This window comes from Microvirga sp. P4_A5 (assembly GCF_056402495.1).
Window position 1 is genome coordinate 151,159 of record NZ_JBFUHH010000001.1, and the last position, 24,620, is coordinate 175,778.

At 62.1% G+C, this 24,620-nt stretch carries 28 protein-coding genes; 10 read left to right on the top strand and 18 right to left on the bottom strand.

Features of this window, described 5'->3' with window-relative positions; translation table 11 throughout:
• Positions 1-6: 6 nt before the first annotated feature.
• From AC1DVM_RS00785 to AC1DVM_RS00855, 15 genes are all read right to left on the bottom strand, one after another.
• On the bottom strand, positions 7-1,155 hold the full coding sequence (locus tag AC1DVM_RS00785; RefSeq protein WP_477251135.1) for a hypothetical protein: 1,149 nt from the start codon (positions 1,153-1,155) through the stop codon (positions 7-9).
• 12 nt (positions 1,156-1,167) lie between these two features.
• Positions 1,168-2,052 (bottom strand): hypothetical protein, encoded by an 885-nt coding sequence (locus AC1DVM_RS00790; protein ID WP_477251137.1) that lies wholly within the window; start codon positions 2,050-2,052, stop codon positions 1,168-1,170.
• Positions 2,049-2,471 carry a hypothetical protein gene (locus tag AC1DVM_RS00795; protein ID WP_477251138.1) on the bottom strand — a complete coding sequence of 141 codons (423 nt, stop codon included), beginning with the start codon at positions 2,469-2,471 and terminating at the stop codon, positions 2,049-2,051. Before AC1DVM_RS00795 ends, AC1DVM_RS00790 begins: the two co-directional genes overlap by 4 nt.
• 4 nt (positions 2,472-2,475) lie before the next feature.
• Positions 2,476-2,889, bottom strand: coding sequence for a hypothetical protein (locus tag AC1DVM_RS00800; protein WP_477251140.1), 414 nt, complete (start codon positions 2,887-2,889; stop codon positions 2,476-2,478).
• 198 nt (positions 2,890-3,087) lie between these two features.
• Entirely contained in the window at positions 3,088-3,492 is a 405-nt protein-coding gene (locus AC1DVM_RS00805; RefSeq protein WP_477251141.1) for a hypothetical protein, read from the bottom strand.
• Between the two features lie 277 nt (positions 3,493-3,769).
• Positions 3,770-5,209 (bottom strand): phage/plasmid primase, P4 family, encoded by a 1,440-nt coding sequence (locus tag AC1DVM_RS00810; protein ID WP_477251142.1) that lies wholly within the window; start codon positions 5,207-5,209, stop codon positions 3,770-3,772.
• Positions 5,209-6,147, bottom strand: coding sequence for a DUF7146 domain-containing protein (locus AC1DVM_RS00815; protein ID WP_477251144.1), 939 nt, complete (start codon positions 6,145-6,147; stop codon positions 5,209-5,211). The genes AC1DVM_RS00810 and AC1DVM_RS00815 overlap by 1 nt, the downstream gene beginning before the upstream one ends.
• Entirely contained in the window at positions 6,144-6,398 is a 255-nt protein-coding gene (locus AC1DVM_RS00820; protein ID WP_477251146.1) for a transcriptional coactivator p15/PC4 family protein, read from the bottom strand. The genes AC1DVM_RS00815 and AC1DVM_RS00820 overlap by 4 nt, the downstream gene beginning before the upstream one ends.
• Positions 6,395-6,790, bottom strand: coding sequence for a hypothetical protein (locus AC1DVM_RS00825; protein WP_477251148.1), 396 nt, complete (start codon positions 6,788-6,790; stop codon positions 6,395-6,397). The genes AC1DVM_RS00820 and AC1DVM_RS00825 overlap by 4 nt, the downstream gene beginning before the upstream one ends.
• On the bottom strand, positions 6,787-7,083 hold the full coding sequence (locus AC1DVM_RS00830; protein ID WP_477251150.1) for a winged helix domain-containing protein: 297 nt from the start codon (positions 7,081-7,083) through the stop codon (positions 6,787-6,789). Before AC1DVM_RS00830 ends, AC1DVM_RS00825 begins: the two co-directional genes overlap by 4 nt.
• Positions 7,084-7,843: 760 nt before the next feature.
• Entirely contained in the window at positions 7,844-8,668 is an 825-nt protein-coding gene (locus AC1DVM_RS00835) for a hypothetical protein (protein ID WP_477251152.1), read from the bottom strand.
• 129 nt (positions 8,669-8,797) lie between these two features.
• Positions 8,798-10,093 (bottom strand): tyrosine-type recombinase/integrase, encoded by a 1,296-nt coding sequence (locus AC1DVM_RS00840; RefSeq protein WP_477251154.1) that lies wholly within the window; start codon positions 10,091-10,093, stop codon positions 8,798-8,800.
• Between the two features lie 318 nt (positions 10,094-10,411).
• Complete coding sequence (locus AC1DVM_RS00845) at positions 10,412-10,636, bottom strand: hypothetical protein (RefSeq protein WP_477251156.1); 225 nt, start codon at positions 10,634-10,636, stop codon at positions 10,412-10,414.
• 115 nt (positions 10,637-10,751) lie between these two features.
• Positions 10,752-11,081, bottom strand: a complete 330-nt coding sequence (locus AC1DVM_RS00850) for a hypothetical protein (RefSeq protein ID WP_477251158.1) — start codon at positions 11,079-11,081, stop codon at positions 10,752-10,754.
• Positions 11,082-11,164: 83 nt separating this feature from the next.
• Complete coding sequence (locus AC1DVM_RS00855; protein ID WP_477251160.1) at positions 11,165-11,404, bottom strand: hypothetical protein; 240 nt, start codon at positions 11,402-11,404, stop codon at positions 11,165-11,167.
• Positions 11,405-11,657: 253 nt separating this feature from the next.
• Between AC1DVM_RS00855 and AC1DVM_RS00860 the strand changes: the two genes are divergently transcribed.
• Both AC1DVM_RS00860 and AC1DVM_RS00865 read left to right on the top strand, forming a co-directional pair.
• Complete coding sequence (locus tag AC1DVM_RS00860; protein ID WP_477251162.1) at positions 11,658-12,731, top strand: type III polyketide synthase; 1,074 nt, start codon at positions 11,658-11,660, stop codon at positions 12,729-12,731.
• The gene (locus AC1DVM_RS00865) at positions 12,728-13,225 is read left to right on the top strand and encodes an isoprenylcysteine carboxyl methyltransferase family protein (protein ID WP_477251164.1); all 498 of its coding nucleotides are present in this window, start codon (positions 12,728-12,730) and stop codon (positions 13,223-13,225) included. Before AC1DVM_RS00860 ends, AC1DVM_RS00865 begins: the two co-directional genes overlap by 4 nt.
• A gap of 76 nt (positions 13,226-13,301) precedes the next feature.
• Here the strand turns inward: AC1DVM_RS00865 and AC1DVM_RS00870 are convergent, their stop codons facing one another.
• Both AC1DVM_RS00870 and AC1DVM_RS00875 read right to left on the bottom strand, forming a co-directional pair.
• On the bottom strand, positions 13,302-14,225 hold the full coding sequence (locus tag AC1DVM_RS00870) for a hypothetical protein (RefSeq protein ID WP_477251165.1): 924 nt from the start codon (positions 14,223-14,225) through the stop codon (positions 13,302-13,304).
• A 307-nt stretch (positions 14,226-14,532) separates the two neighbouring features.
• Positions 14,533-15,081, bottom strand: coding sequence for a transglutaminase-like cysteine peptidase (locus AC1DVM_RS00875; protein ID WP_477251167.1), 549 nt, complete (start codon positions 15,079-15,081; stop codon positions 14,533-14,535).
• Positions 15,082-15,294: 213 nt separating this feature from the next.
• On the opposite strand from AC1DVM_RS00875, the gene AC1DVM_RS00880 reads away from it, so the two are divergent.
• The 3 genes from AC1DVM_RS00880 (at position 15,295) to AC1DVM_RS00890 (ending at position 19,605) form a co-directional block, all read left to right on the top strand.
• Positions 15,295-16,116: a DUF72 domain-containing protein gene (locus AC1DVM_RS00880; RefSeq protein ID WP_477251169.1), complete on the top strand. Its 822-nt coding sequence runs from the start codon at positions 15,295-15,297 to the stop codon at positions 16,114-16,116.
• Positions 16,117-16,273: 157 nt separating this feature from the next.
• Positions 16,274-17,689, top strand: a complete 1,416-nt coding sequence (locus AC1DVM_RS00885; RefSeq protein WP_477251171.1) for a calcium-binding protein — start codon at positions 16,274-16,276, stop codon at positions 17,687-17,689.
• A 113-nt stretch (positions 17,690-17,802) separates the two neighbouring features.
• Positions 17,803-19,605 carry an ABC transporter ATP-binding protein gene (locus tag AC1DVM_RS00890; protein ID WP_477251173.1) on the top strand — a complete coding sequence of 601 codons (1,803 nt, stop codon included), beginning with the start codon at positions 17,803-17,805 and terminating at the stop codon, positions 19,603-19,605.
• Here the strand turns inward: AC1DVM_RS00890 and AC1DVM_RS00895 are convergent.
• Positions 19,589-20,311, bottom strand: a complete 723-nt coding sequence (locus AC1DVM_RS00895; RefSeq protein WP_477251358.1) for a fused DSP-PTPase phosphatase/NAD kinase-like protein — start codon at positions 20,309-20,311, stop codon at positions 19,589-19,591. The genes AC1DVM_RS00890 and AC1DVM_RS00895 overlap by 17 nt on opposite strands.
• A gap of 254 nt (positions 20,312-20,565) precedes the next feature.
• Here AC1DVM_RS00895 and AC1DVM_RS00900 point away from each other — a divergent pair, with 254 nt between their 5' ends.
• From AC1DVM_RS00900 to AC1DVM_RS00920, 5 genes are all read left to right on the top strand, one after another.
• A complete protein-coding gene (locus tag AC1DVM_RS00900; protein ID WP_150945518.1) occupies positions 20,566-20,847 on the top strand; it encodes an acyl carrier protein in 282 nt (93 codons plus the stop codon).
• A 139-nt stretch (positions 20,848-20,986) separates the two neighbouring features.
• Positions 20,987-21,451, top strand: a complete 465-nt coding sequence (locus AC1DVM_RS00905; protein WP_477251175.1) for a 3-hydroxyacyl-ACP dehydratase FabZ family protein — start codon at positions 20,987-20,989, stop codon at positions 21,449-21,451.
• Positions 21,451-22,566: a beta-ketoacyl-ACP synthase gene (locus AC1DVM_RS00910; protein WP_477251177.1), complete on the top strand. Its 1,116-nt coding sequence runs from the start codon at positions 21,451-21,453 to the stop codon at positions 22,564-22,566. The genes AC1DVM_RS00905 and AC1DVM_RS00910 overlap by 1 nt, the downstream gene beginning before the upstream one ends.
• 11 nt (positions 22,567-22,577) lie before the next feature.
• Positions 22,578-23,867 (top strand): beta-ketoacyl-ACP synthase, encoded by a 1,290-nt coding sequence (locus AC1DVM_RS00915; protein WP_477251179.1) that lies wholly within the window; start codon positions 22,578-22,580, stop codon positions 23,865-23,867.
• Positions 23,864-24,610, top strand: a complete 747-nt coding sequence (locus tag AC1DVM_RS00920) for an SDR family oxidoreductase (protein ID WP_477251181.1) — start codon at positions 23,864-23,866, stop codon at positions 24,608-24,610. Before AC1DVM_RS00915 ends, AC1DVM_RS00920 begins: the two co-directional genes overlap by 4 nt.
• Positions 24,611-24,620: the final 10 nt, after the last annotated feature.

The following is a 24,620-nucleotide window of genomic DNA, read 5'->3' on the forward strand; positions in this document are numbered from 1 at the left end:
CTCGCCTTACCGCTTCGCCGTCCAAGGAACGCCTGTAGACGTGCGCCCGGCTCCCGACTGAGTGAACCCGCCCGTTGATCCAGACGCACCACCGCCTGAGCTTCCACCAAGATTACGCTCTGCATTCTTCACGCTGTTGTCGATGATCCGCTCCAATTGATTGATTTGCGCGGCCGTGCGCGCTTCGCGCCGGAACGACTTTCCGACGTATTCACCCGGCCCGCTCGCGGTCGGGTTCTCAATAATCTTGGTGAGAATCTCCATGTCAGGCCCGGTAATGGCACCCAACTGGTAGAGATTCTTCAACTGCATCTGAATGTTGGTGTAGGTCGTTTGCATGGCTGCCTTTTCAGGGCCATCGACCAATTCAGCGCCGTATCTTTTAACCTGATCCTTGAGGACCTTAAGCTCGGATTTGAGACCATCCGCAGCCTGCCGCGTTGTGGCCAGATCCCCTCGCATTTTCTCGGATTGCTTGCCCTCATTCGCAGCAATCCTTGTCTGTTCGTCTCGCCAGATTTTCGGATTAACGCCAGCAGGAGCAGGCGGGAGCGAAACTGCATCCGGCGCGCCACCTTGGCCTGAAGGCGCAGCAACCTGTTGTGGCTGTAGTGTCGAGGGCGTGACCGTTCCCTTGCGAGGATCTACGAAGCCGTAATTGTTGTTCCCGTAATCGTCTTGACCGATGACGCCCCACGACGGAGCAGGCGGAGCGCCAAAGAGCTTATGCTCCGTCGCTCGCTTCTGGTCTTCTGGAGAGAGCCCGGCAATGAGCTGTTGCCACTCGGACGGCTGCCGCGTGAGGTTATTTGCCTGCACCGTACGCCACACAGCTTCCGCCGCGTCCGGGTTGGCCTCAGCTTGGGCCGGGTCCATACCAATTTTCGGAGCGATGGAACGCGCCCAGGCCTTCTTTTGAATCTTCTCGTCTTTTTTCGCGACCACTTCACGCCGTAGCATGTCCTGCCGCTGGCCCTGCATATAGCCTTGGCCCGCACCGTCCCATCCCTGTCCACCAAGCAGCGCAGCGCCCGCGCCGATCAGTGCATTGCTGTTCTGTGCGGCGTAGCTGTTCAGCCCGCTGCCCATGTTGCCGAGAAGGCCGCTGCCTTCGCCGTCCCCAGCGCCAAATAGCCCCAAGATCCCGCCCGCCATGTTCGTTGCCCCTTAACCGCCCAGCAGCCCAAGAAGGCCGCCACCCAGGCCACCGATGGCCGTCCCCCAGCCACCAATTTTCGGAAAGGCTTCGCCAAGCCCCGCACCGACACCGGCCCCGAGTGCGGCACCACCGATTGCGCTTTGAGCGGTCGAGCCCTTGGCGGGAGCCGTGGTCGTGCTGCCCATGCCGCCGTAACTCCCGAGAAGGCCAGCAAACTGCTTGTTCTTTTCAAGCGGCCAATCGTGACGCGCCTGCGCGCGGCCCTGATAATAGTCACCAACGCCGGCAAGGCGTTCGGCATTAGAGAATCCGAGGTCGTGAAGCATCGGCAATTGCGAAACGCCCTGCATTGCGGCACCGCGCGCGCCTTCGCCCAACTGACCGAGCAAGCCGGTGGCCGTGAGCTGACGGTTGCGCGTGTTCTCGTTCGACTGGAGCATCAGCTCATCACCGGCCGACGACATCGCGCGCCCCATGCCCAGACCAATCGCCGTGGAACCATAGCGACCGCCGCCAAACTGCGTGGCAGCGCCGTTCATCGCGCGGCCTTCGCGCTCGGCGATGACCTTCGCAAGAAGCGGGTCGTTCTGGTACTGACCGGAGGCGAACGGGTTCAGATAATTCTGGACCTGTCGCAGGTCGTCCGTCCAGCCGCCTTTCCCGATAAGGTCAGAGGTAAATTGCTGTGCCTGGTCCAGACCTGCCACCGGTTTCCCGGCAAGGGCGCGAGTTTGGTTCAATGCGTCCTTGGTATAGGCGTTCATGGGGGCTAACGGCCCCTTGTTGCTACCGAACCACTTGGTGGCAGATGCCACGCCCGTTTCGATTCCCGGCAAGACGGCCGAATACGGATTGGTGGTGGTCGTCTGCGTTTTTTCTTTTCCGAAGGTCATTGTTCCCCAGCCCCTTTTTCGAGGATGATTTTGCGACGGCGGTAGCCGAACGGTTTCAGGGCGCGCTCAAGGCCAGTTCGGCCCGTAGCGCGATAAACGCTCACGCCGTTGTCGCGCTTCAAGATTTGCTCGATGTGCGGCAGACATTCCGGGAGCCATTGGGCCATCCCGCTTCCAGCCTGCCAGTGGAGTTCGCCCGTTTTGGTGCCGTCGTGACGGAGCTGCACACGGGTTGCACACGCGCCAGCCGGACTTCCGTCAGCACCCCAAAACACGAAGATGCGCGCTTGGCCCCGGATCGCTTCCCAAATGTAGTCTTGCGGGTTGTCGCCTTCGTGTTCGGCAACCTTACGCGCAAAGAGGAACCACCAACCCCCACGATCAAACATGCGGTCGGCAGTAACCTCTGTGAATTTCATGCTGCTATGCGGAGACCAAGGCGGCTCGCTGTTCAGCCTGTTTCAGCACCATCGCGGCAGCTTGTCCGCCCAAGACCGCGAAATCGGCGGCCGCGTTCGCTTGTTCTTTGAACTGAAGAAGACACTCGTGAGTCGAGGCCCCTCCAGGCTGTTCGCCATGCTCCAGCGCCTCAATGAACATTTCCAGCCAATCCCGTGCCTGCTTTGCGTGCGCAAGGACGTGAGGCTTGAACTCACGAGCAGCGGCGGTTGCTTCGGGGTTATCCCGTCCGAGAGCAGTAGCCGCGTCGATCAGTTCAGCGTCTTTGATAGCTACAGGCGTCGCGATACGGGCAATCCGCTCCGAAATTGCCCGGCGGACAAACTCATGCATCGAGACGTTTTCAGCCGCAGCCAGCCCTCGTACGTCGACGGCCATCTCGCAGGGTACCCGCGTACTGATGGCGGCCGGGTATTTTGCACYGGTGAGGTCGTCGAGGCATCCAGACATAATAACTCCATTCTGTGTTTCGTATAGTCTCACAAGACGCCAGTATAGGCAACGATTGAACCCAGTAGTTATATGTCGAACTCTTCGCGAATGGTGCATCTGTTGTGTTTGCCTCAAGTGTTGCATCTAGCGCGTATTATCGTTGGAATTGCTGCTCTCGATATCCGCATAGCCCCACGACTTGGCCAGCCTCCCCAACCCGCGTGCAATTACCAGACCCTCTTCGGCAGAGCAGGCCTCGTCGAGCAGCACCGTGTCATACACAGGGCCCCACGCGATGCCCAAGGCTTGCTTTGCCTCATCCCATTGCCGTTTGATCTTCTCTGCCGCTTCGCAAGCTGCTTCACAGTCGCCATTGCAGCCATTGCATCGGAAACCGTCTCCATCGTCTTTGCCCGAGCGCGCTGACTGATAGTCGGGACTTTTCGCCGACCGCGAGGGAGCTGAGATGACCCGATCATGCCGGCCGGCTATCCTTGCCCACTCCCGGGCCGCACGGATGTGCTGCTTAATGATGACGCCGCTGAACAACAGCACTTCCAGCTGAGAAGGCCTCCGAGAAGCCTCCTGCTTAGGTGTCCATTGCTGTTTCAATCGTCCCGTTACAGGAGACCGTTCGCCGCGAAGCCTGGGGCGGCCGTTCATGCCAGGACACCCGAGCTAGCTTCACGAGGAGGCGTTATGAGGCTCCCGCGAGCGAAGCCACTGCTCAGAGATGACAGATGACACGTAGTGACGGCAAAACCGCATAACCCACTACACGTGCGTGCGCGTGAGAGCGACAGGCTTGATTTGGTGTCATGTGCCGTCATCGTGTCATTCCTTCGTAATCACGAGGCTTCATTTCGATGCCCTTGAATCCTCTACTTCCGGCGTTTCGATACGGCTCAAACCCCTTGCGCTGCATCTGTTGCTTGAACGCCTTTGCGTCACCGGGATCCTCGCCTGCGTTAAGGGCAAAAACCTTCCAAGAGCCGAAGAGGTTAGAAGCCGTTGCCTTCAGGGCAGTTCGTTCGTTGTTAGGATCGAGCAGACACTCTTCCTCCAACCAATGGCCGAACGTATCTTGCTCTGAGAAATATGCGTCGGTTGCATCGGCAACGCTCTTGGGATTCACGAGGCCCTTGGTTTGCCAGTCTTGTGCGCCGTCGATCATCCACCGCAGGATGCACGGCCATTCCTCTTTAAGCTTCTCCTCCAGCTGTCTGTCAGGTTGTGCGGGTTTGTGAACGAATGGCACGATCCGGAGACGCCGCCTCATCGCCTCGTCGACATTCTTAAGAGCGGGCTTATGGTTTCCGACAATCGTGAGCTTGAAGTTCGGCTTGTAGGTGAAGAAATCCTGTCGCATGAAGCGGGCAGAGATGGCATCGCCGCCCGTCATTTGCTTGAGACGAGCCTCAGCCCAGGCGCGGCCTTCCTCGGTCTCGGAAGCCGTTACCAGTCGCGCCCCTCTCAGCATCGCGAGGTCAGTGGTGTGCTTGTCCCATTTCGAGGCCGTGAGCGTGTCCATGGCTGCCGTAGCGGCGTAATCGTTCAGAATGCCAGTGAGCACGTTCAGGAACACGCTCTTGCCATTCCCTCCCGGGCCGTGGACGAACATCAATGATTGCTCCCGGGTATCACCGGTCAACGAGTACCCGCACCACTGTTGCAGGAGGTGGATCATCTCGGCATCTCCGCCTGTGGCCTCTTCAAGAAACGCCAACCACCGAGGGCATTCTGGCGCCGATGCGGGACCTACCGCGGTGAGCTTGGTTATGCCTTCTTCTGGCCGACTCCCCCTTAAGGCTCCGGTCCGCAAATCCACCGTTCCTTGTGGTGTGCCTAAAAGGAACGGATCTTGATCCCACGCATCCATGGTGACGGCGAAGGCGTCGTCTGATCGGGCATATCTTTCTACTCCGCCAGCGAAGCTGGTCTTGCTCGTGACATAGCGAACCGAGTCCTTCTGCTCCTCTGCCAATGTGCGAGCCAATTCACGAGCCCACTGAAACGCCTTGCCCGTTGTATTTTGTTTCCAGCTTGTGCCTTCCCATACGAACCATGAGCCGGTGCTATGGCAGTATCTCAGCCTGTTACGATGTAGGGCGGCAAAGCGGATCGCTGCGCTGTCCTCAGTGACGAGGTCACTAAAGTTTTGATTGGCGGCTGGGCGGGAGGGCTTCCCTCCCCGCTGAACCGGCCGATACTGTTCCAGCGCTACCAATTGGCCAGCCGTTTCCGAGGGAGGAGCTAATTCGTACATCACGCTGCCCTCCTGTTTGCTTTCAGGGCATCATTGATATCGCCGCCTGATCGGGACGCCACCGTGAGAACGATCCGTCCTGCGTCGTGCCAGCGTGTTCCGCACGCGTCGATTGCCCGGGCGTTCGCGCCACTCTTGTCGGTCTCTGATAACAGCGTTAGGGCGTCGATCCCCGAGAGAACTGGGAGCGTTCCCAGGCCGCCCACAGAGCCCATTGCCCAAGCCGGCTTGAAACCAAGCTGGCGAGCCGCAAGAGTCGTCTCGATACCCTCACCGGCCGTGAGGCCGGCTGTTACCATCTCATCAGGATCGAGTTTTATTGCTGCCTCGGTTGCATCACCCAGCATCCGCCGATCAACTTTTAGGCCTTCTGACGTCAACCGGGTACGGTGGATGGCCTTCAGCCTGTCAGTGCGCACGCAACGCATCGCCGATACCATAGCCGGAACTTCTATCAGCTTACCCGCCGCGTCCTTCCACGGACATGCCGGGTGGAACCGGATGGAAATCCCCGCGACTTCGTCAGGAAGCGTCAGGCAACGGCTTTCTAGATACGTCTGGACGATGGCCCCCCGGGGGTCGAGCGCCTCACCCCACAGCTCCACGACGCGGGCTTGCACCCACGCCGCCTTGCGTTCGGCTTCAGCATCGGGGAGGGCTGGAGTGAAGACGACTTGACGGACAGTCCTCTGCCCATCCGAAGGAGCCCAGGCGGGAAGACCCGCCAGAGCACGCACATGGTCACGGCATTGTAGCGGATCATCGCCCGCGAATGAGTTCACAACGAACCCCTCCGGCGCGTCCGGTTTGACAGTGACCGACAGGCTCCGATCCTGCCGAGAGTGGCCAGGCCCCGGAGCGAGCAGATAATCCCGGCCGGCGACTTCTCCACCGAGAGCGCGGGCCAGGGCTGCGAGGTTTATGGGGCGATCCGTCAAGCGTCACCGCCTTCCAAGAGGCCGAGGCGTTCGGCTTCTATTCGGGCTTGGAGCAGCGCATCCATTAACTCATCTATTTTAGATAATTTTAATGAGACGCCCTTTTTCGTGGGTCCGCGTTCGCCTCCCTCGCCATAGGGCGCGTAGACCCGAACATCGAGGTTGTGATGCCCCCGGTATTCACTCAAGCTCACGCGCACCTCTTGCGAGGCATTTTTGCCGATGGTTGCGATTACCAATCCGTCCGTCATGCCGCACCTCCAGTTGGGGAGGCCCAGACGTGATAGGTGAACCAGGGAACGAAGGCGGTCAGAAACGCCTTTGTGGCTTCGGCTTTTGGTCCAGCGAAATTCTCAAACGTTCCGCTCGTGGTATCCCATTCAATGCCGGTGACCTCTGTAAACCGCGCGACAACATCGGGGTGATTTACCGCTACCTTGAGGCGTTCATACCAATCCGCTTCCGCATGAGCGTCTTTCGGCGCGTAGCGGTTGAGCAGTGAGATGATTGCTGACTCAGTGCCGATGTACTGGATCCAGAGCTGACGCACCTCGACAGGATGCATCGGCTTGTTTGCTGGCATCAGCGAAAAGATGCTCACGCGCTGAGTTGACCCATAAGGGTGAAGTTGGTGCTCCATCATGCCGCCCTCACAACGCGGACGGGAGAATGCAGGACATAGCGCGCATGTGTGCCGCTGAACGCGCCGCCGTGCGGCTCATGGCGCGTTTCAATCGTGATGCCGTAGCTCCGCAGTTTGTAGATGTAGTGGCTCCAGCGTGGTGCCGGATTGTCGATAGGTGTGACGCCTCGTTCGCCCCGCTCGATTAGATTCTTGAGTGCCCAGGCTTCGCGGCCCTCTAGCAGAAGGCTCTTGCCACCAACGATGACGTCAAGGTGCACAGCATGACGTTTGTTCGCTCTTGCCTTTCCCATTTCACTGATCCTCCCCGAAAACCGCCACTGGATCGATGCCACAACGGTGGAAATACTGAGCTACCCGGGGTGTCGTGCGCTTGCCTTGGTGATAGAGCCGCATAGCCTCACGGTCGTTTTCCAAGAACGCGATCAGAAGAGGCTTGGAGACGTAGAGGGTATTCGTCCCGACGTGGCGTCCTAGGTCATGAGTGTAGACCCAGGAGCGGATTGTGGTGACTGCTCGCTTTGCCAAGTCGGCAGCATCAGACGTACTGATTGCCTCCGGCCAATGAAGCGGTTTCAGGACGTTCTCTCGACGAGAGTCGCGATGAAGTTTCTCGTTGCATTGAAGCAACGATGTGTTAGAAGAACGATGCATTGTAAAAACTCCAATGAGCCTCGCGCGGTCCCCGTGTCGGGGTTCTTTTTTGTCCGCTTGAATGGCCCTGTGATTATGGGTTCAAGCGGCTTTCGCGGTGCTTTCGGATGTTGATCGCCGTTGCCGTTCCGCCATCCAGGTCGACACTATGTCGACGCGATAGCGGACGGATTTCCCGATTTTGCTGAATGGCGGAGTGTCACCGGTCAAGCGGCGCTTGTTCCAGGTAGATGCACTGATCCCGGTAATCTGCGCGAGCCTCCTAGTGTCGACGTATTCGTTCAGGTCCATTTCTCTCACCGTTTCTCTCTGCCCGGACATATCGGGCACGGTGAGATAATCAGGCGAAACGACGAGCAAGGTAATCGCGAAACTCGCTCGTTTGTTGTCGGGGTTTCGCTAGGTGCGATGGTTTTGAATGGCGCGGGTAAACGAAACTTCCGGCATTCGTTCGTCCAAGCTAATCCAGCAAGTCTCGACGAACTCTGAGAATAGGCTCGTGCTATCGGTCGAGGGTTTTGTCCCAGTCAGAAGCCACCATAAATGGCCCATGGCCCGTACGTAGTATTTTTTCCATTGTATCGGTTTACGGCCGGTCTTTGCTTTATGGCTCCAGGTGAGCTCCAACTCGATCTGACTCATTTTCATCAACGCGTCCAAGCTTTCCAGCGCGGACCTGAGGGTCTCGCGGTGTTTTCTCACTTCCTGGTAAGATCGAGTTTGGTCGAATTCCATGTGAGAGGCCCACGTCTCCTCGACCGCAGCGCGCCGGGCGAAGGCTTGGGCTGAGAGACCAAGTACGCGAGTGAGCTGATGGATCGCGCCTTCCAGCATCTCGTCAACTTCCGTGCGGACACGTGCTTCTGTTGCGTCCCAGGCAAAGTCGGGGATAGACGTGACGCAATGCCAAAGATGAGAGCGTACGAGCCCATACGGCCCTTCACGCACCACAATTGAGCTCTTGTGCTCTGCCCTACTCGCTATCCTTGGCTCTGAGTTTTTTGCCAGCAGTTCGCGTATGAAGTTGTCCACCGGCAGCCGTATTTCCTCTCTGGGTAGCTTCCACCCATCGATTTCGTCTCCTCCTGTCAAAAACCCGGCCGACGCTCGGAACTTTTCACCTAGACGACTTGCCTCGTCGCTCTCGGATTTTGGGTAGCCCAGGCTTTTCAGCAGGACGTAGGCTTCACGGTCGCTAAGTTCGCTCGCAACTTGGTCGTACATTGCACCGCACTGCATTTGACCGCACGATTGAAGGTGACACACGGCAGCCCCGGTGCGGCGGGGTTTTCGGATGGCCGTCCTAGCCGTGTGTCGTCTCGTGTCGTCTGCACTCGCCAGATTGAGTGCGGACTAACTGCGCTCCATCCGCGACGGGACAATGGTCGTGTCCTCATTCCCCTCCAACGCGGATGCGATAGCTCCTGAAACTCTGTTTGCCACCAATACTGTCGGATCGACCTGGAGGTGAGCATAAACTTCCGATGAGCGAATTGTGGCATGGCCGAGAAGTGCGCCACCCATCTTCAGGGATTCGCCTGACGAGACTGCGGTGGAACCGAGTGTATGCCGGAGAGTGTGGGGGGTCACGTTCGTCAGGCCAGCGCGCTTAATTGCCTCCGGCCAAACGCGCTTCGTGCCCTGATAAAAACCTGTGCCGCGTACCGCCGGAAAGAAAAAATCCGAGGGGTCGGACGTCGCGCTATTCAGAGCCGGGATGGACCGGAGGAGAACCAACGCAGGAGTCCCAAGCGGCCTCACGGAGAACCCCGTCTTGCTGTCGCCAAGCACGACACAGGAACGCACCCAGTCGACTTCCGACCGTTTGAGCCCGGCGGCCTCGTTCCGCCGAAAGCCAGTCAGGGCCCACAAGCGAGCGATGTTCAGCGCCTTCGGGTTCACTCCTTCCCTTTCGAGCTCAAGTAACGCTTTTCCAAGAGCCCTTACTTGATCGAGTGTCAGAAAGGCCCGTCTCTTGTTGTCTGTTTTGTTGACGCCGGCCGTCTCGCAGGGATTGGACACCAGGATGTCCTGCCTCTGCGCAAACGTAAAAACCGCTGAGAGGTCTCTAACCAGTTTTCGAGCTGCGCCTTCGCCGCCCTTCACAATGATCCTCTGTCGGGTCCCGACCTTCTCGTCCTTCGCCGTCTTGCCCGCCGCCACATCGCGAACGAACTGTTCAATTGTCCGGGGACGGATATCGCCGAGCTTTTTGCGTCCAAGGAGTGGGACCGCGTGATGCCGCAGTCTGCTCATGGTATACTGTTTCGTCATGGGCTTCATAGGCTGCCCTTGACGTTTGCCACGCTGGATCACGCAGCCAATCCGTTCGTACAGATCAATGAGATCAGCTAGCGTCAGTTCGTCACGTTTGGTGTTGCGATCCTCGGAGGGGTCTCCGCCCATGGCAACAGCCCCGAGGTGCTTGCTGGCCTCGCCTCTCGCCTCGTCGGGCGTGATAACGCCGTAACGACCAATTGTCAGGTTTCGACGGGTCGCTTTTCTCCCACCACCTCCGGCCCGATAGCGGACGATGAATGTCTTCTTGCCGCTTACCTCAACGCGCAGGCCAAACCCTGCCAAATCAGCATCCCAAATCTCATAGCGAGCGGCGCGCGGTTGGGCAGCGTCTACGACTCGCTTGGTCAATCGGACAGGTTCTCGTTTAGGAGGCATGCATTCCTTTGGGGTCCACTTGGGGTCCACCGTATCAGCAAGCTCCAGGATAAACTAGGCCAAACGAGGAAACGAAAACCCTTCTCCACCAAGGATTTCGGAGAGACGCGGACACTTCAGGAATCTAGCGGAAACACTGGTGACAACCTTGCCAAGGTTGGGGTCGAGGGTTCGAATCCCTTCGCCCGCTCCAATTTCTTCTTCGTCTGCAAGAAGATACCAAAAACCGCCTTCGGGCGGTTTTTTGTTGTCCGGGGCAGGCGGGTCAGCGCCTGACATTGTCTGCAGGGGCTATGCCGCCTTCAGGGCGACGTCGTCTTTGGCGATGCGAGCCAATTCGAGACGGATGAGCTGCGCGGACCGGGTTCCGATTCCCGGGGACTTTTCGATGTCGTCCGCGACGGCGATCAACTGGGCAAGCGTCAGGATTTGGTCCTGCGCGAGCGCTCTCCATGTGGAGAACGGTAGGCGAAGCTTCGGAATGTGTCCGGAGCAGATCTCATGAAATTGGGGCATTGGGCTCCGGAAGGACGCAGGCCGGGTAACCCAGCGGTCGCCGTCGAGGTGTCGGGTTCGAGCGACTTCAACGAGGTTCCCCCGGGTTCGTTCCGGCCGACGTATCGCCTCGCGGCTATTGGGCGGTAAAGAACGTCAGCACGACCTCGTCCGCGTCGCTCAAGAGACACAGGAAGCGATTCGGCTTGTCCGTCTTGTCACGCTGAAGATAGGCCTCGCCCATGATGACCATCCGGATGGGCGTGCTGCCGACCTTCGTGTCGGCCTTCGAGATGGCGAGCGAATCCATGTCCAGCACGATCTCGTCGAGCGAAGGCGAGCTCTTCTGAAGTGCTGCGAGACCGGACTTTCGGCAGGCCTCCACTTGCGGAGGCACTTGCGAGAAGGCCGGGGAGGCTGTGGCGGCCACCATCGCAAGGACGACGGCGATTGAGCGTAAGCGCATGTTTTGACCTCGGCTTGTGGGCAGGAAGAGAGGAGCAGATGCGCGCCTAGGACGCGCCATCCTGCGGTCGGTCCGGTCTCCGTTCATGAAGTGCGGGTCCTGACCCAGCAATTGTCGAGAGAATAGCCCGACAGCGCGATGAATGCGTTATTGGCATAAATGATCGGGTTGCCGGGCAGGCCCGCATCCGTCACGATCATGGGCATCCGCGTCAAACGCACGGCCTCGACGAAAAAACCGTCCTGCTCGCGCACGTCGTCCACATGCCGCTCCGATAACGCCCGCGCGGCGGTGTCCGGGACATCCTCTTCGTACTCGTTCAAAACAACTCCGGTGGTCGGCGGCGGTCATTGCGCCGGGCTCATCACGTCTAGCACGGTCCCCGGATTAACCAAGCTTTCCCGGCGCCGACCCGCCGCTGCTGGACATAGGGTGTCCAGACCGGTCTCGCGGAACGCGGAACCGCCGCGACCGTAGCGCCCGAGACGATCGCGACCGGTCGTGCTAAGCATGGTCAGCGGCCGAAAAGCCCGTCGATCGAGAGGATGGCTTCGCCGGCCGAGCAGAGCGCGGGACATGCTGCCTACAGGCGCTGACGTCAAACCAACAGCCCACCTCCTCGCGGTTGCCACCGCCGTTCCACCCTACGTGCTTCGGCAGGACGAGGCGGCCGCGCTGGCGCATGAGATCTTTGCGCCGCGCTACGAGGATTTCGCCCGTCTCGCGCGGGTGTTCGAGACGAGCGGGATCCGCACCCGACGCGCCGTCCGGCCTCTCGAATGGTACGCCACGCGGCTTGGCTGGCCCGAGCGGACCGCGGTCTATCTCGAGGGCGCCGAATCGCTTTTCATCGATGCCGCCATGAAGGCGCTGGCCGCCGCCGGCTGCCGCGCCGAGGAGGTCGACACCGTCGTGACGGTCTCGTCGACCGGAATCGCCACGCCCAGCATCGATGCGCGCGTGATGGGCCCGATGGGTTTTCGCCCCGATATTTCACGTGTTCCGGTCTTCGGCCTCGGTTGCGCCGGCGGCGTCACCGGGCTGTCGATCGCCGCGCGTCTCGCCGAAGCCCGCCCAGGTTCCACGGTGCTGCTGGTGGTGATCGAACTCTGCACGCTGGCCTTTCGAATGGACACGCTGACCAAGGCCAACGTGGTGGCGTCGGCCCTGTTCGGCGACGGCGCGGCAGCGTGCGTGGTGCGCAGCGGCGGGCAGGGACTTGCTCGCATCGCAGCGTCGGGGGAGCACACCTGGCCCGACACCCTCGACATCATGGGATGGAATGTCGACCCGCTGGGCTTCGGCGTCGTCTTCGCCCAGGCGATCCCGCCTTTCGCGCGGCAAAATGTCGGACCAGCCGTCACGGAGATCCTCGAGCGGTCCCATCATGCGACGGAGAGCGTCGACCGCTTCGTGTGCCACCCGGGCGGCAGCAAGGTCATCGAGGCTCTGGAGACGGCGCTCGACCTTCCGGTCGGATCTCTCGACCACGAGCGCGAAGTGCTGGAAAGTCACGGCAACATGTCGGCGCCCACGGTTCTGTTCGTGCTGGAACGCGTGATCGCCGACGGCCTGCCCGAACTTTGCGTCGTCAACGCCATGGGACCGGGCTTTTCCACCAGTTGCGTGGTTTTGGAGAAAGCCGCGTGACGCTCGGCTTCGCGGTCCTTCTCTTCGTCACCCTGCAGCGCGGCGGCGAACTCCTGATCGCCCGGCGCAACACCCGCCGCCTGATGGCGCGGGGCGCGGTGGAGGTCGGATCGGGGCATTATCCGCTGATCGTGCTGCTCCATGCGAGCTGGCTCGTCGGCTTGTGGTGGCTCGGTTGGAACCGGCCGGTGAACCCGGGTTGGCTCGCGGCCTTCGCGGCCCTGCAGGCGGGCCGGGTCTGGGTTTTGGTCACCCTCGGCGAGCGCTGGACGACCCGCATCATCGTCCTGCCCGGCGCGGCGCCGATTCGCAGCGGCCCCTACCGGTTCCTGTCGCATCCCAATTACTGGGTGGTGGCGGGTGAGATGGCGGTGTTGCCCCTCGCCTTCGGATTGCCCGTCTGGGCGTTGACATTCTCGATTCTCAACGCGGCGGTTCTGGCAATCCGCATCCGCGCGGAAAACCGCGCATGGGCGGAGCATTCCCTCATCTGAGCGCCCGAATTCGAAACACCGAACCCCTGGCCGCGCTTGCAGCCAGGGGTTCGGCAATCAAAAGGAATCGACTCGGTTAGCGGTTGGAATCGTCCTTGCCGTTGGGGCTGCCGTCGCCGCCGCCGTTGCCGAAGCCGTTATTGCCGCCATTGCCGGCGTTGTCGTTGTTGCCGTGGCCGCCGTTGCCACCACGACCGTTGCCGCCGCCATGGTCGCCATTACCGTGTCCGCCATTGCCGCCACGACCGTTGCCGCCGTCATTGCCGACATCGCCGCGGCCTTTGGAACCGCCGCCGAAATCGCCGCCATTGGGGCTTTCACCCGCATTGCCGACGGCATTGTCGTTGCCGGGGTTGCCGGCGCTCACGCTGCCACCTGCGCCTCCGCCGACGCCGCCGGTCGTGCCACCGGTGCCGCCGCCGCCCACGCTGCCGGTCGTTCCGCCGGTGCTGCCGCCGGTCGTTCCGCCGGYGCTGCCGCCGGTCGTTCCGCCGGTGCTGCCGCCGGTGCTTCCGCCACCGACGCTCCCGGCGCCACCACCCGCACTCACGCTGCCGCCGCCATTGGAGACGCTGCTGGTCCCGCCGGCGACGCCACCGACGCTACCGCTTCCCGAGGAAGCTTGGCTAACTCCGCCCGCCAGACCACCGGATCCGTTATTCCCACCGGAGCGGCCGTTGACAGCTGCGCTGCCGCCCGGGTTCGACACTCCCAGCGTGCCGCTCATCTCGCCTGGCGTCGTGGTGGCGCCGAGCGAACCGGTCACATCCGAATCCCGCCCGGACATTTGAGCGGCGGGACGAAGCGAACGGGGAAGAATCGCGCAACGGCACACTTCGTTGCCCTCGACGACGCGAAGGCGACAATTGCCATACATCGAGGGGTCCGCGACCGCCGGCTGGCATTGCTGCCCCGGCATCGTCGGCTGAGCGAAGGAGGGGGTCGACAGGGCGACGAAAAGGGCTGCGCCGGACAACGCGAGAGCACGCGAATATTTCATGGAAACACCTCGGAGAACAGGTTAACTGGGGTAGGCCGCTGTGAAGCAACCTGACTGCCGAGAATACGTCAAAGAGGCGTCATAGTTCCGACGAGAACGATAGAAAGATATTCAGTATAGGGCAGGAACTAYTCCAATAAATTATCTTTTATAGCCAAGTTATACAAACATTAACGAGTCATTAAATTAAAAAGCCCTCGCGGACCATTACGGTCTACGAGGGCTGATCGAATCAGTAGCTCAAATTGTCTGCTAATAATTTAGAACGCGCAGAATGGTTCCCAACCTCATGCAGAGTCGTCTGCGATCAGTTCGCGCCGGCAAGCGTCAGCGCGGGTCGACGGGCGACCGGCAGGTCGGCTGTGGGCTCCCGGGTCTTGGCGCCCGAGGCCGAGATCCAACCCCGGCCGGCCTGGCGCGCATGAAAGACGTGTCCGGTCTGGGCAGGCGGCAGAATGGCCGAGGTGAGGTTGTCGAGCACATAGGTGCCTTGCTGGGTGGCGACCGCCAGCACCGCGTGGGTCTCGCCCTGCGCGGTCGCCCCCACCGCAATCGACAGGGCCGAGGCCGGCCAGCCCCGTTCCATCAGGAGCTTGCGTTTCAGGAGCGCGAAATCCTCGCAATCGCCCTGTCCGCTGGTGGGCAGGGCCCAGAAATCCTCCCGTCCGTATTGCTCCATGTCGGACACCTCCACGATGGTGTCGTTCACGTGGCTGTTGACCTGCCGAAGCTCCGTCATCCGCCGGTCGGTGAGAACAACCTGGCCGGCGGGCTTCGCCGATGCGGCAATCGATGGGAGAACGCATAATACGCCAAGCAGAATTCCGCCGACGAAACGGTGAGAGTTTAGTGCCACGCTGGAGCCCCCTAGAATATTTCCGGCACGGAGCGGAACTTTTAATCCGTGACGCTGTTATCTACCGCGTTTTCATCATGAATTTTAGCCTAGATTGTGGCGTTCGTGATCTGGCCTTCGAGCGTGCCGGTCCTTCGACCCCGAGAAACGGGATGCGAGACCCCCTCGGCTCCGGCTATCCTCGCGCATCGATCACGCGCGGGACCCGCATTCATGCCCTCACAACCCCCACAGATACGCGTCGGAATTGGCGGGTGGACCTTCGAACCGTGGCGGGGGACCTTCTATCCGGAGGGCCTCGCTCAGAAGAAAGAGCTCGAATATGCGAGCCGGCACCTCGGCTCCATCGAGATCAACGGCACCTATTACGGAAGCCAGAAGCCGGAGAGCTTCGCCCGCTGGCGCGAAGAGACGCCGCCGGATTTCATGTTCTCGGTCAAGGGTCCGCGCTTTGCCACCAACCGGCGCGTGCTCGGCGAGGCGGGCCAATCCATCGAGCGGTTCTTCGGCAGCGGCGTGCTGGAACTCAAGGAGAAGCTGGGGCCGATCAACTGGCAGTTTCTCCCGACGAAACAATTCGACGCCGCCGATTTCGAAGCGTTCCTCGAGCTTCTGCCCGGAACCGTCGAGGGACGGGCCATCCGGCACGTGGTGGAGGTACGCCACGACAGCTTCCGGGTGCCGGATTTCGTCGCGCTGCTGCGAAAGCATCAGGTCGCCGCGGTGCTGACCGACAAGGAAACCTTCCCGCATATTCCCGACGTCACGGCCCCGTTCGTCTATGCGCGCCTTCAGGCCGCGTCTGAGAAGATCAAGACCGGCTACTCGACGAAGGACCTCGACCTCTGGGCAAAGCGGGCGAGAGACTGGGCAGCGGGTGCGCTGCCGGACGACCTCGAATGCGTGACGGACGCGGAGAAAAAACAGCCCAAATCACGAGAGGTTTTCATCTACATGATCAATGGATTCAAGCCGAAAGCGCCCGCTGCCGCGATGGCCCTGATCGAGCGGGTGGCGAAGGGACGAACCGCATAGGCGGGAAGGCTTCTTCGGATGTGAGTCAAAAAAAATCCTGCGAGCCGGAACTCCTGCAACGATATTGCATTAGGCTATCGCTAAGCTTCTTGCTTAGCCTTTTGTCTAATCCGTGTGAGCGCCTGTCGATGGCGGGGTCACGCCTAAAGGAGCTCCCATGGCAACCTATTCTGCGCTCGAAAACACCTTTCATCTCGATGCCAATGAAGTCAATTTCACCATCACCGACACTCTGCCGGACGGCACGAATCCGACGCCGGATGATGCCAGCATCGTCGGGAACACACTCGCCAATATTCTGACGGGCGACGATTCGGACAACAGGCTGCTCGGCGGTCTTGGGCTCGATCGGCTCGTGGGCGGCCGCGGCAGCGACACCTACATCCTGGATGAGGATGCCGGCGACCAGATCGTGGAAGACGCCAATGGCGGCTATGACAGCGTCTCGTCCTCCTTCACACATACCCTTGCGGCGAATGTCGAAGAGCTCGAATTGACCGGAAAAGCCAACATCAACGGCTTCGGAAACGGGCTCGACAACGTACTATCCGGCAATGACGGCAACAATATCCTCGTCGGAGGTGACGGACAGGACGACCTTTATGGCGATGACGGGGATGACGTTCTGGACGGCGGGAACGGCGACGATAATGCCTCCGGCGGGCGCGGCAACGATATGATCACCGGCAATGCTGGCGATGACGTTCTCAGAGGATCTGCCGGCGATGATACCATCGAGGGATGCGCCGGCGCCGACGAGGCTACCGGCGGCGAGGGAAATGACACCCTGTCCTTCGCCTCCGCGGCCGCCGGGGTGACCGTCTCTCTCATGCAGGAAAGAGRCGGCGAGAACCCTGGCGATTATTACATCGAGTTCGAAAACATCGCCGGTTCGTCATTCGCCGACAAGCTCACGGGAGATGACTCCAACAATATGCTCCAAGGCGGCGGCGGAAACGATACGCTCGACGGCGGCGCCAGCTGGGACTTGCTCGAAGGCGGCGCCGGCGACGACACCTACATCGTCGATCATTACGCCGATATCGTTCTGGACACCGCCGGCGTCGACACCGTCAAGACATCGGTGGCAGGCTATGTGCTGGCGGACGGTATCGAGAACTTGGTCGCTGCTGGCGCCAAGAACTACTCCCTCACCGGCAATGGCGCGAACAACGCGATCACGGGCGGCGCCGGAGCGGATGTTCTGTTCGGCCAGCTCGGCAACGACATTCTGACCGGCGGCCAGGGTCAGGACCAGTTCTGGTTCAACACCAAGCTGAACAAGAAAACGAACGTGGACAAGATCGTCGATTTCAACGTGGCCGACGACACGATCTACCTGGATCGCGGGATCTTCAGCGCGCTCTCCAAAATTTCCAAGAACGGCGTCATCAAGTCTTCGAGCGTAAAGTTCGGCACCAAGGCGACCGACAGCAATGACCGCATCATCATCAACAAGGACGCTGGCGCGGTATATTATGATGCGGACGGCAGCGGCAAAGGAGCAGCCATCTGTTTCGCCAAGGTCGAGAAAAAGACAGCTCTTACTTTCAGGGATTTCGACTTTCTCTGATAATCGTGGCCGTGTTTAGAACGGAGCCCGCTCGCATCGAGCGGGCTCTTTTTGCTCGATTGCCGCCAGATCGACACCATGCTACCGGGGCGGCTCATTGGGGAAAGCTGCCGATGGCGCGAAAAGGCCTCTTTGCCCGGGGCGATACCCTTCCGCTGATCCGTCGCCTCTGGCGGGACTGGATGCGGCCGCATGCGCGCACCCTGGCGCTGGTGCTGCTGCTGGTGCTCCTGGTGGCGGGCGCAACCGGGCTTTATCCGGTTCTCATCAAGGCGGCGTTCGACGCCTTCACGGCCAAGGACGAGACCGCGATCCTTCTGGCGCCGCTCTTCGTCATCGGCGTGACCTCAATCAAGGGCTTTTCGCTGCTGGCGCTCACGGTGCTCACGAACAAGGTGGTGACGCGCATCGAGGCCGACATGCAGACGGCGCTGTACGGCCATATGATCGACGCCGATCTGGCGCAGATCGGACGGGAGAGCCCGGCGGCGCTGACGCAGCGCTTCACCACCGATTTCCTGTTCATCAAGGAAGCGCTGACGCGTCTCTCGACAGTCTTTCTGCGCGAGGTCGCGACGATCGTCGCGCTCATCGCCGCCATGCTGTGGATTGATCCGGTGCTCACGCTGGTGGCGGGCGCCACGGTCCCCTTCATCGCCCAGCCCATCGGCAAGATCGGCAAGAAATTGCGGCGGGTGGCCATTTCCACGCAGGAGCAGACCGGCCAGATGGCGAGCCTCATCACCGAGAGCCTCGCCGGTACCCGCATCGCCAAGACCTATGGACTCGAAGGTTACCTCAAAGCCAAAGCCGCCACGACCTTCGACGACGTGCGCAAGCTCAAGATGAAAGCCGCGAATGCCCGCGGACGGCTCGACCCGCTGCTGGAGGCCGGCGGCGGCTTCGCGGTGGCGGCGGTGCTGGTTCTGATCGGCCAGCGCATCGTCTCCGGCGGCTCCACGGTAGGCGATTTCACCGGTTTCGTGAGCGCGCTCATTCTCGCAGCCCAGCCGATCCGCGCATTGGGCAACCTCAACGCCATCGTGCAGGAGGCAGCCTCCGCCCTCCAGCGCACCTTCGCGGTGATGGACGACACGCCCCGCATTCAGGATAAGCCGGATGCGAAGGCCCTTGCGATCAAAGGCGGGGAGGTTCGCTTCTCGGCCGTGGAATTTTCTTACAATGCCGACCAGACCGCTCTCCATCATGTGGATTTCATCGCCGAGGCGGGGCGCACCACCGCGCTGGTGGGTCGCTCCGGCTCCGGAAAATCCACCCTCCTGTCGCTCGTCCCCCGCCTCTATGACGTAACGGCAGGAGCGGTTTTGATCGACGGGCAGGATGTGCGCGACGTGACGCTGAAATCCCTGCGCTCCGCCATCGCCATGGTCAGCCAGGACGTGGTTCTGTTCGACGACACGGTGCGGGCAAACATCGCATTCGGACGGGCCGACGCCACGCACGAGGAGATCGTCGAGGCGGGCAAGGCCGCGGCCGCGCACGACTTCATCATGCGGCTTCCGCAGGGTTATGACACGGTGGTGGGCCCGGCGGGCGGGCGGCTGTCGGGCGGCGAGCGCCAGCGGGTCTCCCTGGCACGGGCCTTCCTCAAGGACGCCCCGATCCTGCTGCTCGACGAGGCGACCAGCGCCCTCGATTCGGAATCCGAGCGGCTCGTGCAGGATGCCATCCGGCGCTTGATGAAAGGACGGACCACGCTCGTCATCGCCCACCGTCTCTCGACGGTGCGGGATGCGGACCGGATCGTCGTGATGGAAGCGGGACGCATCGCCGAGATGGGCTCCCACGACCAATTGATCGCCGCCGCGGGGGCCTATCACCGGCTGCATCGGCTGCAATTGTCGCACGACGCCGAACCGGTCGCTCTTCCGCCGACGGCTACTCCCGCCGCATGAGCCGGTCGACGAGCACGTTCGACCAGAAGCCGGGGCGGAAATCGCGCTCCAGCGCCTCCGGGTCGTAGATCGTCTCGACCCAGGTCATGAACGGAATGCCCTTCGCCTCGCCCTCGCGGCGGTAATGCTCGAAGAAAGCGTCGAGGATGCCGGTCTTGGAAAAGCGGAAATGGCCGAACCGGGCCGAGAGCTGGCCCATCGCCTCGTCGACGGTGCGGCCCTCATGGACGATGAGGTAGAGGACCGCCACGAACCCCGCGCGGTCGGCGCCGGATTTGCAATGCATGATCGCCGGATAGGCGAGCCCGTCGAAGAACGCCTTGGCCGAGAGGATCGTCTCGCGATCCGGCGCGCCGCGGGAGCGCACGACGAATTCGGCGAGCGTGATGCCGAGCCGGTCGCACACATCCTTCTGCAACTGCCAGGAGCCATGCTCCCGTCCGCCGCGCAGGTTGACGATCGTGCGGATGCCCTGCGCCTTCAGGCGCGCGATCTGGTGCGGCGCCGGCTGGGCGGAGCGCCACAGCTTCTCGGATACCCGATGCTTGTTGAGGTAGAGCACCCGGAACACGCCATGATCGGCTAGCAGCATGTGCAGCCAGGCGCGCGCGCGGTCGAGGCCGCCACGCAGGGGCTTGTCCCAGCGGGCGATCCGCGCCATGCGGCGCGCATAGCGCGTTTCAGGCTTCAGGTAGCGGTTGATCAACAGGCTTTCCATTGTTGTGACGGTCCCGGCGATGCCGGGATCGGGCGGATTTCGGCGGTTATCGACCATGGGGGGGCATTAATCAATCTGAGGGCCGATCTGCCGCCCGACCATCCAATCGGTTGCCGCCTCGCGGCCTGTCGTGTAAGGGGTGCGTTTCGATACAACCCTCCTTGCCGTTCGAGCCGCTGGGACCGGGCATCAGGCCCGACAGCTTCGCATCGCCAAGGCAACGCATTCAGGAGAGCGGCGTCATGTCGTCCACTTTCGAGACCGTCGCCGGCATCATTTCCGAAACCGCCGACATCCCGCGCGACCAGATCACGCCGGAAAGCCATGCCATCGACGATCTCGGCATCGATTCGCTCGCTTTTCTCGATATCGCGTTCGCCATCGACAAGGCTTTCGGCATCAAGCTGCCGCTGGAGCAATGGACGCAGGAAGTGAACGAGGGCAAGGCTCCGGCCGAGGAATATTTCGTGCTCAAGAACCTTTGCGCTCATATCGACACGCTGGTGGCCGCCAAGAAGGCCTGACGACCCCAGAAGCATGTTCCCGGCGGGCCGGCCCAAAACGGGCTGGTTCGGGGAGGCGATCGGCGACAGAACGCCGTCCGGACATCCTCTCCCGCGCCCGACCTCTCCGGGAACGACATGAGAATGGCTCGGACCCCGGATGCGCCTCGAATATTTTGAAATGATCGACAGGGTGACGCTCCTCGACCGCGCCGAAAAGCGGATCGAGGCGACGTCCACCGTGCCCATGGAAAGCCCGGTTTTCGAAGGGCATTTCCCAGGCCACCCGCTCGTGCCGGGCGTCCTGCTCACCGAAACCATGGCGCAGGCATCGGGTTATCTCGTGCTGGGCATGATGGATTTCACCCACATGCCGTTCCTCATGGCGGTCGACAAGGCGCGCTTTCGCACCTTCGTGGGACCCGGYACGGTCCTGACCGTGGCCGCGACGCTGGAACATGAAGGGTCGGGCTACGCCGTCACCAAGGCGCGGATCCTCGTCGAGGGCAAGCCGATCTGCGATGCCGAGCTGCGCTTCCGGATCATGCCGTTCCCGCCCGGAATGGATGAGCAATTGCGGGCGCGGGGGCGCCAGATCGGGCTTTTGTCAGCGGAGATCGTCTGATGCGGGACGTCGTCATTACGGGACTGGGCATCGTGTCGGCCGCGGGAGAGGGCGTGGATGCGCATCTCACCAGCGCCTCGCCCCCCACCGATCTCGACACCTTCGCGCCCTATCCGGTCCACCCCATGGTGCCGCTGGATTACGAGCGCCAGATCCCCAAGAAATCCGACCTGCGCCAGATGGAAGCCTGGCAGAAGCTCGGTTGCTACGCGGCGGGCCTTGCCCTCGACGCGGCGGGCGTCAAGGACGATGCGGACCTCAAGAGCCGCATGCACCTGATCGTCGCGGCCGGCGGCGGCGAACGCGACTACGCGGTCGACGGACAGATCCTCACCGGATTGCGCACCGCCGAGAACCCCGGCGTGTTCCTCAACGAGCGCCTGATGGGTGACCTGCGGCCGACCCTGTTCCTGGCGCAGCTCTCCAACCTGCTGGCGGGCAACATCTCGATCGTTCACGGGGTGACGGGCGCGTCGCGGACCTTCATGGGGGAGGAATCGAGCGGCATCGATGCGATCCGCATCGCGCAGGCCCGCATCGCTTCCGGCCAGGACGACATCTTCCTCGTCGGCGGCGCCTATAACGCGGAGCGGCCCGATGTGCTGCTGATCTACGAGATGGGCGGCTTTCTGTGGAAGCAGGCGCACCGCCCGGTGTGGAACCGTCCCGTCGAGGGCGGCGGCATGATCCTCGGGAGCGGCGCGGCCTTTCTCGTTCTCGAATCCCGCGAGCACGCCGCGGCGCGCGGAGCGAAGGCGCTGGCGCGCATCGCCGGCGTCGCCTCGGATCGCGACCGGCGGCAGGACGGCAGCGTGACCCGGGCGTTGAAGCGGCAGGCCGAGACGCTGGAGGCGAAGCCGGACGTCATCATTTCCGGCGCCACGGGCGTGCAGGGCATCACCGAGGACGAGCAGGCGGCGCTGACCGAGATCGCCCCGAACGCGGCCATCCATGCGACGGGCGACGTTACGGGGCACATGATGGAAGGGCAGGCACCGGCCGGCATCGCCATCGCGGCGGCGTTGATCGCCCGCGGACAATCCAACGAGGCGCTCGTGACCTCCGTCGGCCATTGGCGCGGCGAGGGCTCGGTGCGCGTCACCAGGGCTTCTTGAGGGAATACGGCATGGCAAAAAGCGCGGCGTTTCGCGACAACCAGGGCCGTCCGCTCGTCGCCGTCACCGGCATGGGCGTGGTCACCTCCATCGGCCTCGGCAAGGAGGAGACGTGGGGTGCGGTGACGGCCGGCAAATCCGGCATCAAGCGCATCTCGCGCTTCCCGACCGAGGGCCTTCGCACCACCATCGCGGGCACCATCGATACGCTCGATGTGACGCCCATGAGCGCGCCGCTCCTTTCGGAAAGGCTGGCGATGCTCGCGGCCGACGAGGCAGTCGGTCAATCCGGCCTGCCGCTGGCCGATTTTCCGGGGGCGCTGTTCATCGCCGTGCCGCCGGTCGAGATGGAATGGCCGCAGCGTCAGGCGCTGGCGGAAGCCTCGGGACAGGATGGCGATGTCACTTACAAGGACCTGCTGAAGGCCGCCTCCACCGGCAAGTTCAAGGCCTGGCACGAACTCTTCATCTTCGGCACGGTCGCCGACCGGGTGGCGGACAAGTTCGGCACCAGGGGCTCGCCGATCTCGCTGTCGACGGCGTGTTCGTCGGGCGCCACGGCGATTCAGCTCGGCGTCGAGGCGATCCGCCGCGGCGAGACCGATGCGGCGCTCTGCATCGGCACGGACGGTTCAGTGAATCCGGAATCGCTGGTGCGCTTCTCGCTGCTGTCGGCCCTGTCGACGCAGAACGACAACCCTGAGGCCGCCTCGAAGCCTTTCTCCAAGAATCGCGACGGGTTCGTGATGGGCGAAGGCGGCGCGGCGCTGGTGCTCGAGAGCGCCGAGGCGGCGAGCGCGCGCGGCGCCAGGATCCTCGGCTACGTGCTCGGCTGCGGCGAAAAGGGCGACGGTTTCCACCGCACCCGGTCGAGCCCGGATGGAGCGCCGGGAATTGCCGCCATCAGGGCCGCGCTCGACGATGCCGGCTTGTCTCCCGATTCCATCGATTACGTGAATGCGCACGGCACCTCGACGCCCGAAAACGACAAGATGGAGGCCATGAGCTGCATGGCGGTGTTCGGCGAGCGCATGCTGAAGGTGCCGATCTCATCCAACAAATCGATGATCGGTCACACGCTCACGGCGGCAGGCGCGGTCGAGGCCGTGCTGTCGCTTCTCACCATCGCCAACGGCCGCATTCCGCCGACCATCAACTACACCAATCCCGACCCGGCGATTCCCCTCGATGTGGTGCCGAACCTGGCGCGGGATGCGGATGTGAGGTTCGTACTGTCGAATTCGTTCGGCTTCGGCGGGCAGAACACCTGCCTGGTCTTCGGCGCGGAACCGCCGCGATGAGCCGCGTTCTCGTCACCGGCGGCGGAAAGGGCGTGGGGGCCGCCATCGTGCGGGCGCTCGCAGCGGCCGGCCACGATGTGGATTTCACCTATCGGTCGTCGGGCGATGCGGCGGCTTTGCTCGCGACGGATCTGATGGGCGCGTATCCCGACCGCACCATCACGGCGCATGCCCTGGATCTGTCGGACCAGCAGGCCGTCGACGCCTTCTGCGACGCCATCGAGCAGGAAGGCTTCTTCGGGCTCGTCCACAATGCGGGGCAATCCTACGACGCGCTTGCCGCCATGATGCAGCAGGACAAGGCCGAGGCGGTCATGCAGGTGAATTTCTGGTCGCTCACCCGCCTCGCCAAATCGCTCATGCGGGGCATGATCCGCGCCAGGGCCGGCCGGATTGTCACCATCGGTTCGGTGGCGGCCCTGCAGGGCAATCCCGGCAATGCGGCCTACGCGGCGTCGAAGGGGGCGCTGATCTCCTATTGCCGCACGCTGGCGGTGGAGACGGCGAAGCGGGGCGTCACCGTGAATGTGATCGCGCCGGGTTTCATCGACACCGACATGATGGCACCCTACGCGGCCTATCGCGACAGCATGGAAAAGCAGATCCCGGCCGGCCGCTTCGCCAAGCCCGAGGAAATCGCCGGCCTCGCGGCCTTCCTCATGAGCGAACCCGCGGCTTACATGACCGGCGCCATCCTGCCCATCGACGGCGGGCTGACGTCGATGATGGGCGTGCATCGATAGGGTGCGGTGT

Excerpts from the sequence above, each read along its gene's own strand:
- AC1DVM_RS00785 (WP_477251135.1), bottom strand. The coding sequence starts at position 1,155 with ATGGCGGGCGGGATCTTGGGGCTATTTGGCGCTGGGGACGGCGAAGGC.
- AC1DVM_RS00790 (WP_477251137.1), bottom strand. The coding sequence starts at position 2,052 with ATGACCTTCGGAAAAGAAAAAACGCAGACGACCACCACCAATCCGTAT.
- AC1DVM_RS00795 (WP_477251138.1), bottom strand. The coding sequence starts at position 2,471 with ATGAAATTCACAGAGGTTACTGCCGACCGCATGTTTGATCGTGGGGGT.
- AC1DVM_RS00800 (WP_477251140.1), bottom strand. The coding sequence starts at position 2,889 with ATGGCCGTCGACGTACGAGGGCTGGCTGCGGCTGAAAACGTCTCGATG.
- AC1DVM_RS00810 (WP_477251142.1), bottom strand. The coding sequence starts at position 5,209 with ATGTACGAATTAGCTCCTCCCTCGGAAACGGCTGGCCAATTGGTAGCG.
- AC1DVM_RS00820 (WP_477251146.1), bottom strand. The coding sequence starts at position 6,398 with ATGACGGACGGATTGGTAATCGCAACCATCGGCAAAAATGCCTCGCAA.
- AC1DVM_RS00825 (WP_477251148.1), bottom strand. The coding sequence starts at position 6,790 with ATGATGGAGCACCAACTTCACCCTTATGGGTCAACTCAGCGCGTGAGC.
- AC1DVM_RS00830 (WP_477251150.1), bottom strand. The coding sequence starts at position 7,083 with ATGGGAAAGGCAAGAGCGAACAAACGTCATGCTGTGCACCTTGACGTC.
- AC1DVM_RS00835 (WP_477251152.1), bottom strand. The coding sequence starts at position 8,668 with ATGTACGACCAAGTTGCGAGCGAACTTAGCGACCGTGAAGCCTACGTC.
- AC1DVM_RS00845 (WP_477251156.1), bottom strand. The coding sequence starts at position 10,636 with ATGCCCCAATTTCATGAGATCTGCTCCGGACACATTCCGAAGCTTCGC.
- AC1DVM_RS00850 (WP_477251158.1), bottom strand. The coding sequence starts at position 11,081 with ATGCGCTTACGCTCAATCGCCGTCGTCCTTGCGATGGTGGCCGCCACA.
- AC1DVM_RS00860 (WP_477251162.1), top strand. The coding sequence starts at position 11,658 with ATGCTGCCTACAGGCGCTGACGTCAAACCAACAGCCCACCTCCTCGCG.
- AC1DVM_RS00880 (WP_477251169.1), top strand. The coding sequence starts at position 15,295 with ATGCCCTCACAACCCCCACAGATACGCGTCGGAATTGGCGGGTGGACC.
- AC1DVM_RS00890 (WP_477251173.1), top strand. The coding sequence starts at position 17,803 with ATGGCGCGAAAAGGCCTCTTTGCCCGGGGCGATACCCTTCCGCTGATC.
- AC1DVM_RS00900 (WP_150945518.1), top strand. The coding sequence starts at position 20,566 with ATGTCGTCCACTTTCGAGACCGTCGCCGGCATCATTTCCGAAACCGCC.
- AC1DVM_RS00910 (WP_477251177.1), top strand. The coding sequence starts at position 21,451 with ATGCGGGACGTCGTCATTACGGGACTGGGCATCGTGTCGGCCGCGGGA.
- AC1DVM_RS00915 (WP_477251179.1), top strand. The coding sequence starts at position 22,578 with ATGGCAAAAAGCGCGGCGTTTCGCGACAACCAGGGCCGTCCGCTCGTC.
- AC1DVM_RS00920 (WP_477251181.1), top strand. The coding sequence starts at position 23,864 with ATGAGCCGCGTTCTCGTCACCGGCGGCGGAAAGGGCGTGGGGGCCGCC.